The organism is Candidatus Campbellbacteria bacterium (assembly GCA_034521025.1).
GTDB lineage: Bacteria > Patescibacteriota > Minisyncoccia > Phycocordibacterales > JAXHMZ01 > JAXHMZ01.
The window spans coordinates 1-14096 of sequence record JAXHMZ010000004.1; the positions used below are offsets into that span (position 1 = coordinate 1).

16 protein-coding genes and 2 pseudogenes are annotated in these 14096 nt (G+C 44.2%); 16 read left to right on the forward strand and 2 right to left on the reverse strand.

Translation table 11 applies throughout. From position 1 onward, the window contains the following. Positions 1-73: 73 nt before the first annotated feature. Both U5L75_01500 and U5L75_01505 read right to left on the reverse strand, forming a co-directional pair. Positions 74-268 carry a hypothetical protein gene (locus U5L75_01500; protein ID MDZ7726236.1) on the reverse strand — a complete coding sequence of 65 codons (195 nt, stop codon included), beginning with the start codon at positions 266-268 and terminating at the stop codon, positions 74-76. A gap of 52 nt (positions 269-320) precedes the next feature. Next, complete coding sequence (locus U5L75_01505) at positions 321-653, reverse strand: hypothetical protein (protein ID MDZ7726237.1); 333 nt, start codon at positions 651-653, stop codon at positions 321-323. 693 nt (positions 654-1346) lie between these two features. Here U5L75_01505 and U5L75_01510 point away from each other — a divergent pair. The 16 genes and pseudogenes from U5L75_01510 (at position 1347) to U5L75_01585 (ending at position 14059) form a co-directional block, all read left to right on the forward strand. Then, a pseudogene (locus tag U5L75_01510) lies at positions 1347-2922 on the forward strand (type I restriction-modification system subunit M). 1 nt (position 2923) lies between these two features. Next, entirely contained in the window at positions 2924-3145 is a 222-nt protein-coding gene (locus U5L75_01515; GenBank protein MDZ7726238.1) for a hypothetical protein, read from the forward strand. 967 nt (positions 3146-4112) lie between these two features. Continuing rightward, positions 4113-4298, forward strand: a pseudogene (locus tag U5L75_01520) (restriction endonuclease subunit S). 880 nt (positions 4299-5178) lie between these two features. Continuing rightward, the gene (locus tag U5L75_01525; GenBank protein MDZ7726239.1) at positions 5179-5613 is read left to right on the forward strand and encodes an AAA family ATPase; all 435 of its coding nucleotides are present in this window, start codon (positions 5179-5181) and stop codon (positions 5611-5613) included. A gap of 136 nt (positions 5614-5749) precedes the next feature. Further along, a complete protein-coding gene (locus U5L75_01530; protein ID MDZ7726240.1) occupies positions 5750-6058 on the forward strand; it encodes a hypothetical protein in 309 nt (102 codons plus the stop codon). Positions 6059-6121: 63 nt separating this feature from the next. Continuing rightward, positions 6122-7861 (forward strand): HsdR family type I site-specific deoxyribonuclease, encoded by a 1740-nt coding sequence (locus U5L75_01535; GenBank protein ID MDZ7726241.1) that lies wholly within the window; start codon positions 6122-6124, stop codon positions 7859-7861. 16 nt (positions 7862-7877) lie between these two features. Continuing rightward, positions 7878-8162: a hypothetical protein gene (locus tag U5L75_01540; GenBank protein MDZ7726242.1), complete on the forward strand. Its 285-nt coding sequence runs from the start codon at positions 7878-7880 to the stop codon at positions 8160-8162. Continuing rightward, positions 8131-8544, forward strand: coding sequence for a hypothetical protein (locus tag U5L75_01545; protein ID MDZ7726243.1), 414 nt, complete (start codon positions 8131-8133; stop codon positions 8542-8544). Before U5L75_01540 ends, U5L75_01545 begins: the two co-directional genes overlap by 32 nt. A gap of 74 nt (positions 8545-8618) precedes the next feature. After that, the gene (locus U5L75_01550; protein MDZ7726244.1) at positions 8619-8837 is read left to right on the forward strand and encodes a hypothetical protein; all 219 of its coding nucleotides are present in this window, start codon (positions 8619-8621) and stop codon (positions 8835-8837) included. Between the two features lie 174 nt (positions 8838-9011). After that, entirely contained in the window at positions 9012-10487 is a 1476-nt protein-coding gene (locus tag U5L75_01555; protein ID MDZ7726245.1) for a DUF2779 domain-containing protein, read from the forward strand. A gap of 63 nt (positions 10488-10550) precedes the next feature. After that, complete coding sequence (locus U5L75_01560; GenBank protein MDZ7726246.1) at positions 10551-10832, forward strand: hypothetical protein; 282 nt, start codon at positions 10551-10553, stop codon at positions 10830-10832. 460 nt (positions 10833-11292) lie between these two features. Beyond that, positions 11293-11424 carry a hypothetical protein gene (locus U5L75_01565; GenBank protein ID MDZ7726247.1) on the forward strand — a complete coding sequence of 44 codons (132 nt, stop codon included), beginning with the start codon at positions 11293-11295 and terminating at the stop codon, positions 11422-11424. Between the two features lie 377 nt (positions 11425-11801). Next, complete coding sequence (locus U5L75_01570) at positions 11802-12770, forward strand: gluconeogenesis factor YvcK family protein (GenBank protein MDZ7726248.1); 969 nt, start codon at positions 11802-11804, stop codon at positions 12768-12770. A gap of 48 nt (positions 12771-12818) precedes the next feature. Beyond that, positions 12819-13163, forward strand: coding sequence for a pyrimidine dimer DNA glycosylase/endonuclease V (locus U5L75_01575; protein MDZ7726249.1), 345 nt, complete (start codon positions 12819-12821; stop codon positions 13161-13163). 134 nt (positions 13164-13297) lie between these two features. Continuing rightward, a complete protein-coding gene (locus U5L75_01580; protein ID MDZ7726250.1) occupies positions 13298-13528 on the forward strand; it encodes a DUF378 domain-containing protein in 231 nt (76 codons plus the stop codon). Between the two features lie 132 nt (positions 13529-13660). Then, a complete protein-coding gene (locus tag U5L75_01585) occupies positions 13661-14059 on the forward strand; it encodes a cupin domain-containing protein (protein MDZ7726251.1) in 399 nt (132 codons plus the stop codon). Positions 14060-14096 lie beyond the last annotated feature (37 nt).

Sequence of the window (14096 nt, forward strand, 5' to 3'; positions counted from 1 at the left end):
ACTCGTGAGCTACCTCACGAGCCAGCTCACGAGTTCAGATCGTAGCATCTTCTCGGTGGCATTCAGCCTACTGCTAACTCAAAGTCGTTTGTGTCGACACCGGCTTTGTACCTCGGTGCCTCACATTAAAAACTTTCTCCTCGCCAATCAGCGTTTTGATCTTCTCTACCAACTCATCCCGCGTGGCGCGTAACTCTTCATCCGTTTGCGGATCGGCGATAGCCCATTCTTCAAATTTCTCGGTGGAAACATTGAGGGGGCAGGGCATCCGAAGAAAATAATATGACTCGGCGCTTTGAAGCATTTCGTCGGTCACTTCTTTAGGGGCAAGCGATTCCGGCGGTACGGCAACGCCCCATCTCTGCTAAAAATTGCTCCCAGTCGCGGCTCCACCTCGCGGCAGCGGGCATCGTGCCCGCGCTCTTTGCTATTGCTCTGGTGGCAAAACGATCTAAGATCACCTCGGCCATTTGGCTTCGCTTTTTGTTTTCCGCGCAGGCGAAAAGCACGACCCGCACGGCGTGATCGATGATCTCAAGGTTACAGCTTTGATGTTCTTGGCACCACGCCTCGGATTTTTCCGCCAACTCTTTCTGTTTGTATTTCAAATGGCATTCCGAGCATTCGTATAGTTTGTATTGTTGTTCAGTCATTGATAATAATAGCATTTTCTGGGTGGTATCGAATCCTCTCTGGTGGAATTGGTAATTGTGACGTAGTCGAGCATAAACTGTTAAAAGGTCTAAAACATTGACATCAAAATCTATGAATGTTATTGACGGTTCAATGAATACGATTTACAAAACAATTTTATCAATAACAATATTTGGTGTTGCAACAATGCCACTGCTTTCTTCTGCCTACGTTAATGTTGATGGCTATTATCGAAGTGATGGTACATATGTGTATTATGTTACATAAGTGAACTAAATGCAATCCGTACTATAACTATGGCTATGCGGTGATTTGTACAACGATACATACAATGATCCCTCATATGATAGCGATTGGAACTCTCCTTCTTGGAATACTGATCCTGATTACTACCAAGGAAGGAGTATATATGATTCGAATGATAGCTTAAACTCTGGGATAAATTCGTATGATTCATACGATAGCTATAATTATAGTGGGCATGACACGTATGATTACAACTATGATGGATACGACTCATACGATTATGAGTACGATTCATATGATTACAACTATGGTTATGACTCATACGATACTTACGACTACGGAGGATATTAAGGCAACATCTAACTAAGTAGTACCACTATACAAAACCGCCAAGCGGTGGTTTTTTGCTTGTGAAAGCCCTATTTACGGGGTAGGATTGGGATAGTATGCCAGAAGAGGAAAAGAAAAAGCTGGAACGACAGCTGTGGAAGGTTGCGGACGCACTGCGTGGCAAGATGAACGCCGACGAGTACAAGAACTACATTCTTGGCTTCATTTTCTATAAATACCTCTCCGAGCGACTCCTAAAATACGTCGATGAAAAACTGCTTGCCAGCGAAAATTTTACATACAAAGAGATAACCGAAGGAAGCGAGGAAGGCGAGAAGATACCTCGAGCACATCAAAGACGCCTGTCTCGGGCATCTTGGCTATTTCTTGCGCCCGTCAGAGCTGTTCTCTTACCTCGTAGCCAAAGGGCAGAGGAGGAAATCGAGGAGACAGAACACGTTCATCCTCGAAGACCTCAAGAATATCCTCACGAACATCGAGCAGACATCCGCCGGTACCGAAAGCGAAGATGACTTTAAGGGTTTGTTCGACGACGTTGATCTGACCTCCAGCAAGCTCGGCGCACGAGAAAACGACAAAAACGAGGTTGTCATCGAGATCCTTACCCACCTCGCCGGCATCGAGTTTCATATAAACGGCAGCGACCTGCTTGGCGATGCCTACGAGTATCTCATCGCGGAGTTTGCCGCCGGTTCAGGCAAGAAGGGCGGCGAGTTTTATACGCCTGAAAAAGTATCAGAGCTTCTTGCGCGCATTGTGACGGCGGACAAAAAGCGCATCAAAAGCGCCTACGACCCGACCTGCGGATCCGGCTCGCTCCTCCTGCGACTTGACCAGTACACCGATGTTACCGACTACTACGGCCAGGAGCTCAACCCGACCACCTATAACCTCGCGCGGATGAATATGATCCTTCACGGTGTTCACTTTTCAAACTTCGATATCCGGCTTGGCAACACACTCACTGACGATGCACACCCGGACTTGCAAGCGGAGGTGATTGTCGCTAATCCGCCGTTTGGGGCAAATTGGAAAGGCCATACCGACCCCACACTTGCCCACGACGAGCGATTTTCCCAGTCCGGCCGTCTTGCCCCAAAGAGCGTCGCCGACTATGCGTTCGTCACCCATATGCTCTACCACCTGAGCGAGAGCGGCACCATGGCAGTGGTCCTGCCGCACGGCGCGCTGTTCCACTCTGGTGCGGAAGAGGAAATCCGCCAGTACATCATCGAGAACCAGAACTATCTCGATGCGGTTATTGGTTTGCCGGCGAACCTCTTCTACGGCACCTCGATACCGGCGATCGTGATGGTCTTCAAGAAATGTCGGCAAGACGATGACTGCATTATGTTCATCGACGCCTCAAAAGAGTTTGAGAAAGGCAAGAACCAGAACTACCTCACCAACGAGAATGTCGAGAAGATCTTCAAGACATACTACGAACGCAAAGATGTCGAGAAGTATGCACACTGCGCTTACCTCGACGAGATCCGTGAGAACGACTTCAACCTCAACATCCCGCGCTATGTTGACACCTTCGAGGAAGAAGAGCCGATTGATATTGATGCGGTAGCGAACGATCTGAAGAAACTGCAGTCAAAGGAGCAGAAAACACGGGATGCGATCGCAGGTTTTTGCGATGAGTTGGAGATAGATAAGCCGTTTTAATATGAACAACACCGAAAGCAAAAAGGATCAAGTAAGGCCAATATATTCAGAGCTGCAAGGGTATCTTGAACAGTCACCTCTGGCGGATAACGGTCAGAAGTATATTTTTGGTGAAATGACTTTAGCTAATCAGGTAAATGCTGCCATTGACGAGCTGGCCGAAATAACGAGTAAGGATTTTAATCGGTTTAAGATTGAAATAAAAAACATTGACTCGGGATAGATATCACAACGACCAAAGACAATTATCGACAGTCTGAAACGAGTTGGCTGACGGAGGATGAAACTCTGACGCTTGATTGGACGAGCCTGCCTATGCAGCGGTATTTATGTCTTTAGAACTGTCATTCAAGTGGCAGACCATCAAGATGCCATTACTAATGGATCAGTCTGTGCAAGTTCAGATGATTTTAGAATTTCAAACAAAAGTGATGATAAAGCGTTAACGAAGGTTGAAAGTGGAAGCTCAGAGGAAAAGTTTTTGGACGTGAGTCAAGGGAGCTCATGAATTCTTCTGTCAAGAGCATTGGACTAGTTCTGCGTTAGTGGCATTCTGCCGCCAAAGCCAAGCGAAGAGTTGGCAGAGTTTTATATTTATATTACAGGAACATTTATAAGATTGATCTCCAGAAAAGCTAGAAATAGTAATTACTAAGTCCCAACAAAAGAAAACCCAGAATATTCCAAAACTCCGCTTTCCGGGTTTTGAGGGTGAGTGGGAGGAGAAGAAGTTGGGGGATTTTATAGTTCAATATAGGCTTGGGGGTAACTATTCTGAATACAGATATTAACTCAGGATACCCTTTAATGAAAATGGGGAATTTAGGTAGAGGCAAGTTTGTATTGACAAAGATTGAATACATAAAAGAGGACGAAGAAATAAATCCTAGAGATAGATCGCTAAAGGTGATATTGCTTTTGTAGCACCAGGAACACTTTAGAATCTAGTGGGCAAGGTTGCTATTTGGAATGGAAGGAATATACACTTTTGCATAGATGATAATTGGGCGAATTTAATTCTAGGATTCAAGTTGTAACTGCTTTTCTGAATTAGAGTTATTTAACTCGCAGCAAGGTATTGCGTTTGCTAAAATCTATTGCCACATGGAGCAACGAGTCAGTTGCCGCTATCTCAAACACAAAGCGACAGTGTTGAAGATAAAAGCTTCTGTAATTCTTCCATCACTTATGAACAACAAAAGATCGCCGACTTCCTCAGCTCCGTCGATGAATGGATCGAGTATCTGCGTTCAGAAAAAGCAGCGTGGGAGAAGTACAAGAAAGGAATGATGCAAAAGATTTTTGCGCAAGAGATTCGTTTTAAAGATGACGACGGAAATAATTTTCCGGAGTGGGAGGAGAAAAAGTTGGGTGAAGCTGCGTCTTTCAAAAAGGGAAAAGGTATATCAAAAAAAGGATCTCTGTGCAGAATGAAAACAAATGCATCCATTATGGCGAGCTTCTTAGCGAATACGACGAGCTAATTGATGAAGTTGTTTCCAGCACAGATATTTCAAAGGATGACAGTGTTTTAAGCAAGAGGGAACAGACACTCATGCCGACATCAGATGTTACTCCTAGAGGCTAGCCACAGCCATGCCTTAAAAGAAAAAGGGGTATGTACTGGGTAGTGATGTTTAAAGTGCAATCGAATGATATATTGAACACCTTCCTTAGCTACTATATTCACAAACAAAAAAGTGATCATGCGGCTGGTCACTGGTGTAACCGTATATCATATATATGCGTCAGATTAATAAGGATGAGTCTTGTCTCGGCCATCCTATCTGAACAACAAAAAATCGCTAACTTTTTGACTTCTCTGGATAAAGTAATAGAATCCAAGGAACAGCAAATCGCCCGAGCCGAGCAATGGAAAAAGGGCTTAATGCAGAAGATGTTTGTGTAAAAATATGTATATTCAGAATGTAAAAATTAAAAATTTTAAAGGTTTCGAAACTTAAATGAAGGTGATGGAATAAATTTGCTTTATCCTGATACTACCAAGATAAAGTTGGTTTAAACATTCTTATAGGTGAAAATAATTCTGGTAAAACTAATTTTATTGACGTACTTTCTAGGCTTAATTGAAAAAATAAAATTTGTTGTAGAGGATTGGAATGTGAAAATTACAGATCAGATAATATTTTAGTAGAGGCAACTTCCTCTGAAAACAGTACTCCATAAAATAGAAGGTACTGAACAAAGGTCTACGGTTCACAAAAGCGGAAATTTTTTGAAAGTAAAATAGAGATAATAAAAGATCAGAGAGTCTGGAATGCAAAGTATAATTTCGAAGGAACTTTAGAACACAAGGACTATTTAGTTAATAGTAATATGGATAGAAGTTCCATTGATAACAAGTTATCGCAGCTTTTGGCAAAAATAGAAGAGACAAGAAAACTAAACAAAAATTTACAGATATTTTTAGAAAAGTTTTTGAAGATTTTAGTGATTGGGGTGGAAAAGTCTTATGCAAAAGCGGGTGATGTTATATCTTACAAGATATCAGATGGTGAATATTTTGATATTGATATGAGTTTAGGTAGTGGGTTGTTAAATCTTTTTAGAATCATTGCGGCTATTTATTTCGATAAGAAAATAATAGTAATAGATGAACCAGAGGTTTTTTTACATCCATCTGCTCAGATTAAGTTGTCGGAGTTACTTTTTGAGGAGTCAAAGAAATAGGACAAATAATCATCTCTACACATTCACCATATATGTATCAACTTCCAGTACGGTCTGGTGCCCGTTTAATTCAGTTTGAAAATGATTTCTGGTAGTGGTATTTCGACTAAGGACGTAACAGAAGACTGGGGTGTGTTTGGAGACAAGAGTCCTACTTGGGGTGAGATTAATTACTGATGTTTACAACCTATATACAGTCGAATTCCACAATGAGCTATATGGTTTTATTAAGTCTCAGGCCTATCAAGCCGGACATCTCAATGGAATAACGTTTGATGATTGGTTACTTCAAGAATTAAAAAAAGAAGATAAACAAGCAACAAAGCGAGATTGGTATGAAATAGAAAATGGACAGAAAGCACAACGCTTAAAACAAGTAACTAATCCGCAGTTATATAAGACATACAATTCACCATCCAGAAAACTCACACAATCCTACATTTGAACGATCAAGAATTCCGAGAGTCAACAGATTTTTTAGTAAAAATTGCACATCAATTTAAGTAATATGCCCCACCAATCCGAGCAACAGCTTGAAAAGACACTGCTAGATCAGCTTGAACAGCTGGGGTTTTCGAAGATCACGTTGCCGGACACATCCTCGCTCGAGGTGAACCTGCGTACTCAGCTCGAGGAGTTTAACGAAACGACGTTCTCGGATGATGAGTTTAAGCGGATACTGAATCATCTCAACAAAGGCGATCGGTATCAGAAGGCGAAGACACTGCGTGATCGGTTTCTCCTGAAGCGAGATGATGAGAGCGACATGTTCGTGCGGTTTTTCAACACTGATCAGTGGTGCAAAAACCAGTACCAAGCTGCCCAGCAGATCACCCAGAAAGGGCGGTACGAGAATCGCTACGACGTGACGATTTTGGTGAACGGCTTGCCGTTGGTGCAGATCGAGCTCAAGCGCCGCGGAATGGAGCTCAAAGAGGCGTTTAACCAGATCCAGCGGTATCACAAGCACTCCTTTACCGGCACATTGTTTGAGTACGTGCAGATCTTTGTGATCTCGAACGGCGTGAATACCAAATACTTCTCGAACAACCCGAAGCAATCGTTCGAGCAGACATTTCACTGGACAGACAAAGAAAATAACAAAATCACCAAGCTCGAGGATTTTACCGAGGCGTTTCTGGAGAAGTGTACGATCTCGAAGTTTATCGCTGAGTATATCGTGCTCGCTGAGGCGGCAGAGATACCGATGGCGCTGCGGCCGTATCAGTACTACGCCGTGCGGGCGATTGAAAACCGAGTGCGCGAGACAGACAAAAACGGCTACATCTGGCACACGACCGGCTCCGGCAAAACACTGACATCGTTTAAGGCGAGTCAGGTATTGAGCGGCATACCGGAGATCAAGAAGGTGCTGTTTGTGGTGGACCGCAAGGACTTGGATATTCAGACGACGCGCGAGTTCAACTCATTCTCCGCCGGATCAGTGGACGGGACAGACAAGACCAAGACGCTGGTGGATCAGCTGAAAGATCAAGACCAGAAGCTGATCGTGACCACGATTCAGAAGCTTGATATCGCCATAAGCCGTGAGTCGTACAGAAAGCAGTTCGAGTATCTGCAGGATGAAAAGGTGGTGATCATCTTTGATGAGTGTCATCGGAGCCAGTTCGGGCAGACGAACGCGCGGATACAGGACTTTTTCAAGCGGGCGCAGCTATTTGGATTTACCGGCACGCCGATCTTTGCCGAGAACCACGTCGGCGGTGTGACCACGGCGGATGTGTTTGATGAGTGTTTGCACAGGTATATCATCACCGATGCGATTGCGGATAATAACGTGCTTGGCTTTTCGGTGGAGTATGTCGGGAAGTATAAGCAAAAAGATCCGGACGTACTGGATGCGGACATATTCTCTGATGTGGAAGTTAAGGCCGTGGATACTAGAGAGGTGTTAGAGAGCGAGGAGCGGTTGGAGAAAATTGCCGACTACGTGCTCGGCGACTGGAAGCGTAAAACAAAGAGCGGCAAATTTAACGCGCTGTTTGCGACGACGTCGATCGATGTATTGAAGAAGTACTACCGGATGTTTAAGGAAAAGAAACCGGACAATCTGAGTATTGCGACTATTTTTACTTTCAACGCGAACGAGGATGAGCGTCGCGGATATGCTGGACGTGGACGTGTTTGGTGGCGAGGGTGCTGTGGTCAACCAGCACTCGCGAGATTTTCTGGAGGACTGTATCAAGGATTACAACGAGCAGTTCGGGACGAATTTTTCGACCGATAGGTTCTAGCGTATACCGATGACCTTCAGCGCAAAAATAAAAAGCAAGCAGGTGGATTTGACGCTTGTGGTTAATATGTTTTTAACCGGCTTTGATAGTGAGCGACTGAATACACTGTATGTAGATAAGAATCTGCGATACCACGGACTGATCCAGGCGTACTCGCGCACGAACCGGCTTTCAAATTCTGATAAGCCGCACGGAAATATTGTGTCTTTCCGGAACCTGAAGAAAGCAACGGACAAGGCGCTCGCCCTTTTTGGTGACGAGAATGCCAAGGAGGTGGTGTTCAAAAAACCGTGACGAGGAGCAAAAGAAAGAATTTGATGAGAAACTCGACAAGCTTTGTGAACAAACACCGAGTGTTGAGGCAATTGACACACTTGATAGCGAAGAGAAACGATCTGAGTTTGTGAAGACATTTAGAGATCTGTTACGGATCAAATCATCACTTGAGACATTTGCGGAGTTTTCGTTTGATGATCTTGAGATCAGTGAGCAAGAGTTTTATGACTATCAAAGCAAGTACCTAGATATTTACGAAGAGCGCAAGAGCAGTGAAGGCGAGGCTGAGTCAATTTTGGACCAGATTGATTTTGAGCTCGAGCTGACGGTTCGAGATATCGTGAATTTTGACTATATTATTCAGTTAATTGCTGGATTAAAAAATATTAAATCTGACTGAATTGCGAGAGAAGAAAGACGGAAGAAATATTGCGAATATTTGATCGGGATGTTCGTCTTCGCAAGAAGAAAGATTTGATCAAAAAGTTTATCGAGGAGAATTTGCCGAAGGTCGATAAGGCAAACGGTGTAGAAGAAGCTTTCGAGAAGTTTTGGGAAAGTGAGCGCTCCGATGTTCTAAAAGACATGACAGAGAAGGAGAATATAACACGCGAGCAGTTTGAGGAGCTTGTCGGTGAATATCTATACACCGGTCGACTTCCAGAAGAACAGGCAGATTGCAGACGCCATTGAAGGCGGGCCGCCTCCTATTTTGGAACGAAAGAGCGTCATCGGCCGCATTAAATCAGCGATTGAAAATATCGTCGATATATTTGAGTGGGAAAGATAAATAAATAGGTCAACCTGCCAGGTTGACCATTTTATATTACGTCAAATCGCACTGTTAGGTTATAATCCAGTTAATTTATGCTTTCAAAATCTGATTATTTACAATATTTAAAACATCCGGCTTGGGTCTGGCTGAAAAAGCACGACAAAAGCAAACTACCGCCGGTGGATGAAGATCTGCAGGCGCGATTCGATGACGGCAATCTCTTTGAGTCGTACGCGAACCAACTATTCCCGCACGCTACCAAACTAGAGTGGAACGATTACTCTGACTACAAACTACTGCCTCAAAAAACCATGGAGGCGCTTCGCGAGGGAGCGTTTGTGATTCAGCAAGGTAGGTTTGAGGCGGGCGATATCACCTGCATCGTCGATGTTCTCGAGCATGTTGAGTCCAATGTATACAATCTCTATGAGATCAAAGCGAGCACCCAAGCCAAGCCCGAACACGTAGAGGATCTTGCTTTTCAAACTATCGTTCTTGAGAGATGCGGGCTTGAGATCAAGAACACTCGAGTAATTCACGTAGATAACACATATATACGCAAAGGAGAGATCAGTGTAGAGGGGCTTACCGCAACCACTGACATAACCGAAAAGGTAAAAGCACAGATACCAATTACGGAGAGCGGTATTGAGGACGCTCTGTCTGTTATCAGTCAACCGGACATGCCGGATCCTTCACCGCGCTATGCTTCTTCGAGGGGTTTTCAGGAATGGATGGATGTATTTCGATATCTGTATCCAGATACTGACAAGCACAGTATTTATAATTTGCCGGGGATAAGGCCGAAGCTTATAGCTCAGTTGGAAGATGCCGGCATTGAATTTATTCATGATATACCCGAAGAGTATCCGCTCGGAGATAAATCGCTCCAATACATAAAGCTGTTGGAAGAAGAGGAAAGCCGAGACGCAAACGAGATCAGAAATTTTCTTCAGTCTTTTCAATATCCGCTCTATTTTCTGGATTATGAGACGTATGGATCTGTTATACCTCCATTTGATGGTATGCGTCCGTATCAGCAGATACCGTTTCAGTACTCTCTACATCGGATCGATGCGCCCGACGCGGAAGTGGTACATACCGACTACTTGCACACGGAATCTAGTAACCCCGCAAGCGCCATAGTGTCGCGACTAAAAGAGGACATCGGGTCAACTGGTGCTGTAGTAGTCTGGAATGAGAGTTTTGAGAAAACATGCAACTCTCTGTTGGCGGACATGGTGCCTGAAGAATCTGAATTTCTCCATGATCTGAATGACCGAGTGGTTGATCTGATGGTCCCGTTTTCAAAGAAGTGGTTCGAGCACAGAGATTTTCTGGGAAGCGCGTCGATCAAAGCCGTGTTACCTGTCTTGGTTCCGGAACTAAGCTACAAAGAATTAGAGGTGTCGGACGGAGGTACTGCTCAGCGCCTGTGGGCTCAAACCATTTTACGGGGAGAGAATGATAATAGACAGGAGCAGGTATTGGAAGATTTGCGCGCCTACTGTGAGCTCGACACCCTCGCGATGGTAAAAATCTGGCGGATATTGCAAGGTTTGAATTGAAGTAAATATGATCTACACACAGAAAATACAAAAAGCGGTTAATTTTTGATAAGATATTAGCATATGAAGCCGGAAAAACTCCAACTCACAGTGAATTTTATTAAGCACGGTAGACAGGTCGTTGCGTATTCACCCGCGCTAGATATTTCTACGGTCGGTAAAACTGAGAAAAAAGCGAAAGAACGATTTGAAGAGCTCGTAGACATCTTTTTTGAAGAGATTGCTGAGGAAGGAACCACAGAGCAGGCGCTCAAAGAGCTTGGGTGGAGGAAAGTAAAGAAACACTGGCAACCACCAGCAGTATCGCAGGAGTCTGTTGACGTTAATGTGTCGATGCCTGCCTAGGTTGTAGTAACTCTATGCCGGAGCTCGGTTCAGTTCACTGGAAAAAACTCGAAGCGTTTGTTCTGAAAGAAGGATGCCGGTTTAAGCGCGAAAAGGGCGATCATCGCATATATTGGCGAAAGGATCTTAGCAGACCTGTGGTAATCCCGCGCTACAAGGAATTGCCGCCATTTGTTGTACAAAACAACCTCCGTCTCATAGGGGTCAGTGCAAAAGAGTTCCGCTCATTTCTTCGGGCGAACAAAAAATAGAGGGGTATAAGAAAATTATGCAAAAGTCGGAATTTTGCATACATTTGGAAGAGATGGAACAAGGTGAGGAATTGAGCAAGTGAGTAAAGCCGGCCAGTTGGTGGTGTATAAAGAGGCCTAGGAAGTCTGTCTAAATGCTAAAACCGAGTAGGCTTTAGTGTTTAACCAGTAGTTTGAGCGGCTTTGCGTCGAGAGTATAATGAGGCTATATGGCGAGAAAAGCAAAATTTCAAGAAAATACAAAACAAACTCCTAAAAAGGGCAGGAAAGAACTTTCTCCAACAGGTCGAAAGGTCAGGACTAGCTACGAAACAGCGGCTAAAAAACTGGGTCGTACTTAGGCGGTATGCGATTCCTATCTCACAATTATTAAAAAGCTGTACCCCGAAAGCGCGAATATTATTCGTAATGAAGCAGACGAGGACTTTTCAGCAATTCATGAATATGCTCTTTATCTCGTCGCTTTGATTACAGCCCGATCACACAGAGACAGGGGTGAGCTATCAACTGTCACTACGTCTTTCTTGAAGGAAGCATTCAGAAAAGCTGGATAGTAGACCGAGTCATTAAATAAAGCGGCCGCCCCCCAAGTTGGCAACTTTTCAGTTTCAGTTGAGCCTTAACTCGAACTATTTCTGATCTGACGTAAAGAGGTCAACCTGCCACGTTGACTATTTTTTATTACGTCAAAACGGGCGGTTGGGTTATAATCCAGTTAATGAAAAAGGTGGTTACTATTGGCGGCGGTGGAGGGCACTCTAAGGTTCTTGAAGCGATCAAGGAAATCCCTGATATTCAAATTACCGGGATTTGTCCCAGTACTGATTCGGGCGGTTCGACCGGTGTTTTGCGGGAAGAATACGACGGTAGTGGATACACCGGGGATCTGACAAGATGCATACTCGCGCTTTGTGACGATGAGGTTCTCGTAGACGGGCTTTCTTATCGTTATGAAAGCGGTCCTCTACATACTCATTCTGTAAAAAACTTGCTTTTTCACGCCCTCGAGAAAGTGAGTGATACATATACGGCTCTCGAGGAGATTTGGAAGGTGTGTGATTTGGGTGTTCATCGCGTACTTCCGGTGACTACCGAAAATACCGAGCTGTGCGCGAGGTTAACCACAGGCAACACGGTAACAGGAGAGACCAATATAGATACTATTGCCAAGAATCCGCTTTGGAATCCTAACTTTCATTCGATCTCTGATATTTATCTCAAGCCTGAGGTTCGAGTTTCAGACGTGGCGGCAAATGCGATCAAAGAGGCTGATTGGTTGATCGTTTCCCCTGGGAATCTGTATTCAAGCACACTTCCTACCTTGCTACCTTTGGGGATGAAGGAGGCCATCGCGAGCTCTTCGGCAAAAATTGTCATTATTTTGAATATTATGACTAAGCAAGGAGAGACGGACGACTATACGGCAGAAGATTTTATAAAAAGGATCGAGGGCAGAGTGGGGAAGAAAGCGGACTATATCTTGCACAACAATGTCCCGATACCGGAGGACGTTTTCTTGCGGTATTCGCTTGAAAGAAAGGTTGAGCTAAAGACTTCCGATGGAGAGGACCCAAGGATCATCCCGAGCCCCCTCGCTACATTCACTGAGTCAGGACAGATCTTTAGTAGTCCAGAGGTCATACGAGAAGAGATACTTAAGTTACTACAAAATACTGATTCAAAATAAGTTGACTATTGAGAGTTTTGGTGTTTAATGATCTTTCACTAGATTACTATGAGGATTTGGGATATTGATACTAAGCACTTGTGTCGAAAACATCTGCTCGGAGAGCACAGAGAGCTTCATGGTTTGTGGAATGTTCTCACAAAGCACGGAGGTAAGGGCGGGTATTCAAAGCATCCGGAAACCAAGCGCTGGGTAGGTAAAACGCGCGCTTTGTACGAGCGACACGATGCACTCGTCAAAGAAATGGAGCGGCGCGGATATAATCACTGGTCACCCTTGGACGAAAAACTTGCAAAAGGCAAGAGCGAGCAATCTGTTTATATAAATACCTTAGATGAGCAAAGGGCTTTATTGCGAGACAAGCCGTGCGAGTGCTTTATGGAGCTAGATTAAAATTAGTGAGCAATTTTTGTCTCTAGAAAAGCAGGTGTGTATAAGTAGATCGATTGATCTATTAAGTACGGTGAGCGAGTGGTATAATACGTACGGTCGGTGTGTGTACTTTATAAGAATAAAAATGATTTTATATGAAACTATCAACAATCGATTGGGTCGCGCTCGTTTTGGCGATCGTCGGAGGTGTGAACTGGGGTCTAGTCGGTGCGTTTGACTTTGACCTTGTAGCTACACTTTTCGGTGATATGACAGCTCTAGCTCGTGTTGTGTACGTACTTGTCGGACTTTCCGCTTTGTGGCTTATCTACACAGCTATGAAGTCCTCAGGTGGCGAGCAACAGCAGGATTCATTTGGAAACTAGTTACACGTCGTGAGTATGGTTTATATAGCCACGCGACAAAAGAAAAATATCCGGTATTTTCCGGATATTTTTCTTTTGTCGGAGCACGAAACGAAGACAATGTTTTGTATTAATAGTGTATAATGTATGTATATGAAAGGATACATAACAAATATAGAAAAGGACACGCTAGAGAATGATATGTTCCGAAAAGTTCTCTATACGGCTCCCAATAGCCAACTGGTGCTTATGAGTATCGCTCCTGGTGGCGAGATAGGGGAAGAGGTGCATGATGAGCTCGATCAGTTTATTCGATGTGAAGCTGGCGAAGGTAAAGCTATACTTAATGGAGAAGAGCGTGAGATAGGCGATGGTTTTGCAATTGTTGTACCCGCCGGCGCAAGGCACAACGTAGTTAACACATCTTCAGATACGCATCTTAAACTTTACACGGTGTATTCACCACCTGAACACCGCGACGGAGTTTCGCACGAGACAAAAGAAGTAGCAGATGCGGATGACGAACATTTTGACGGAGTAACAACAGAGTAGTAGATCAATGCTCGCGGTGGAAAAGCCAGAGAAAGAT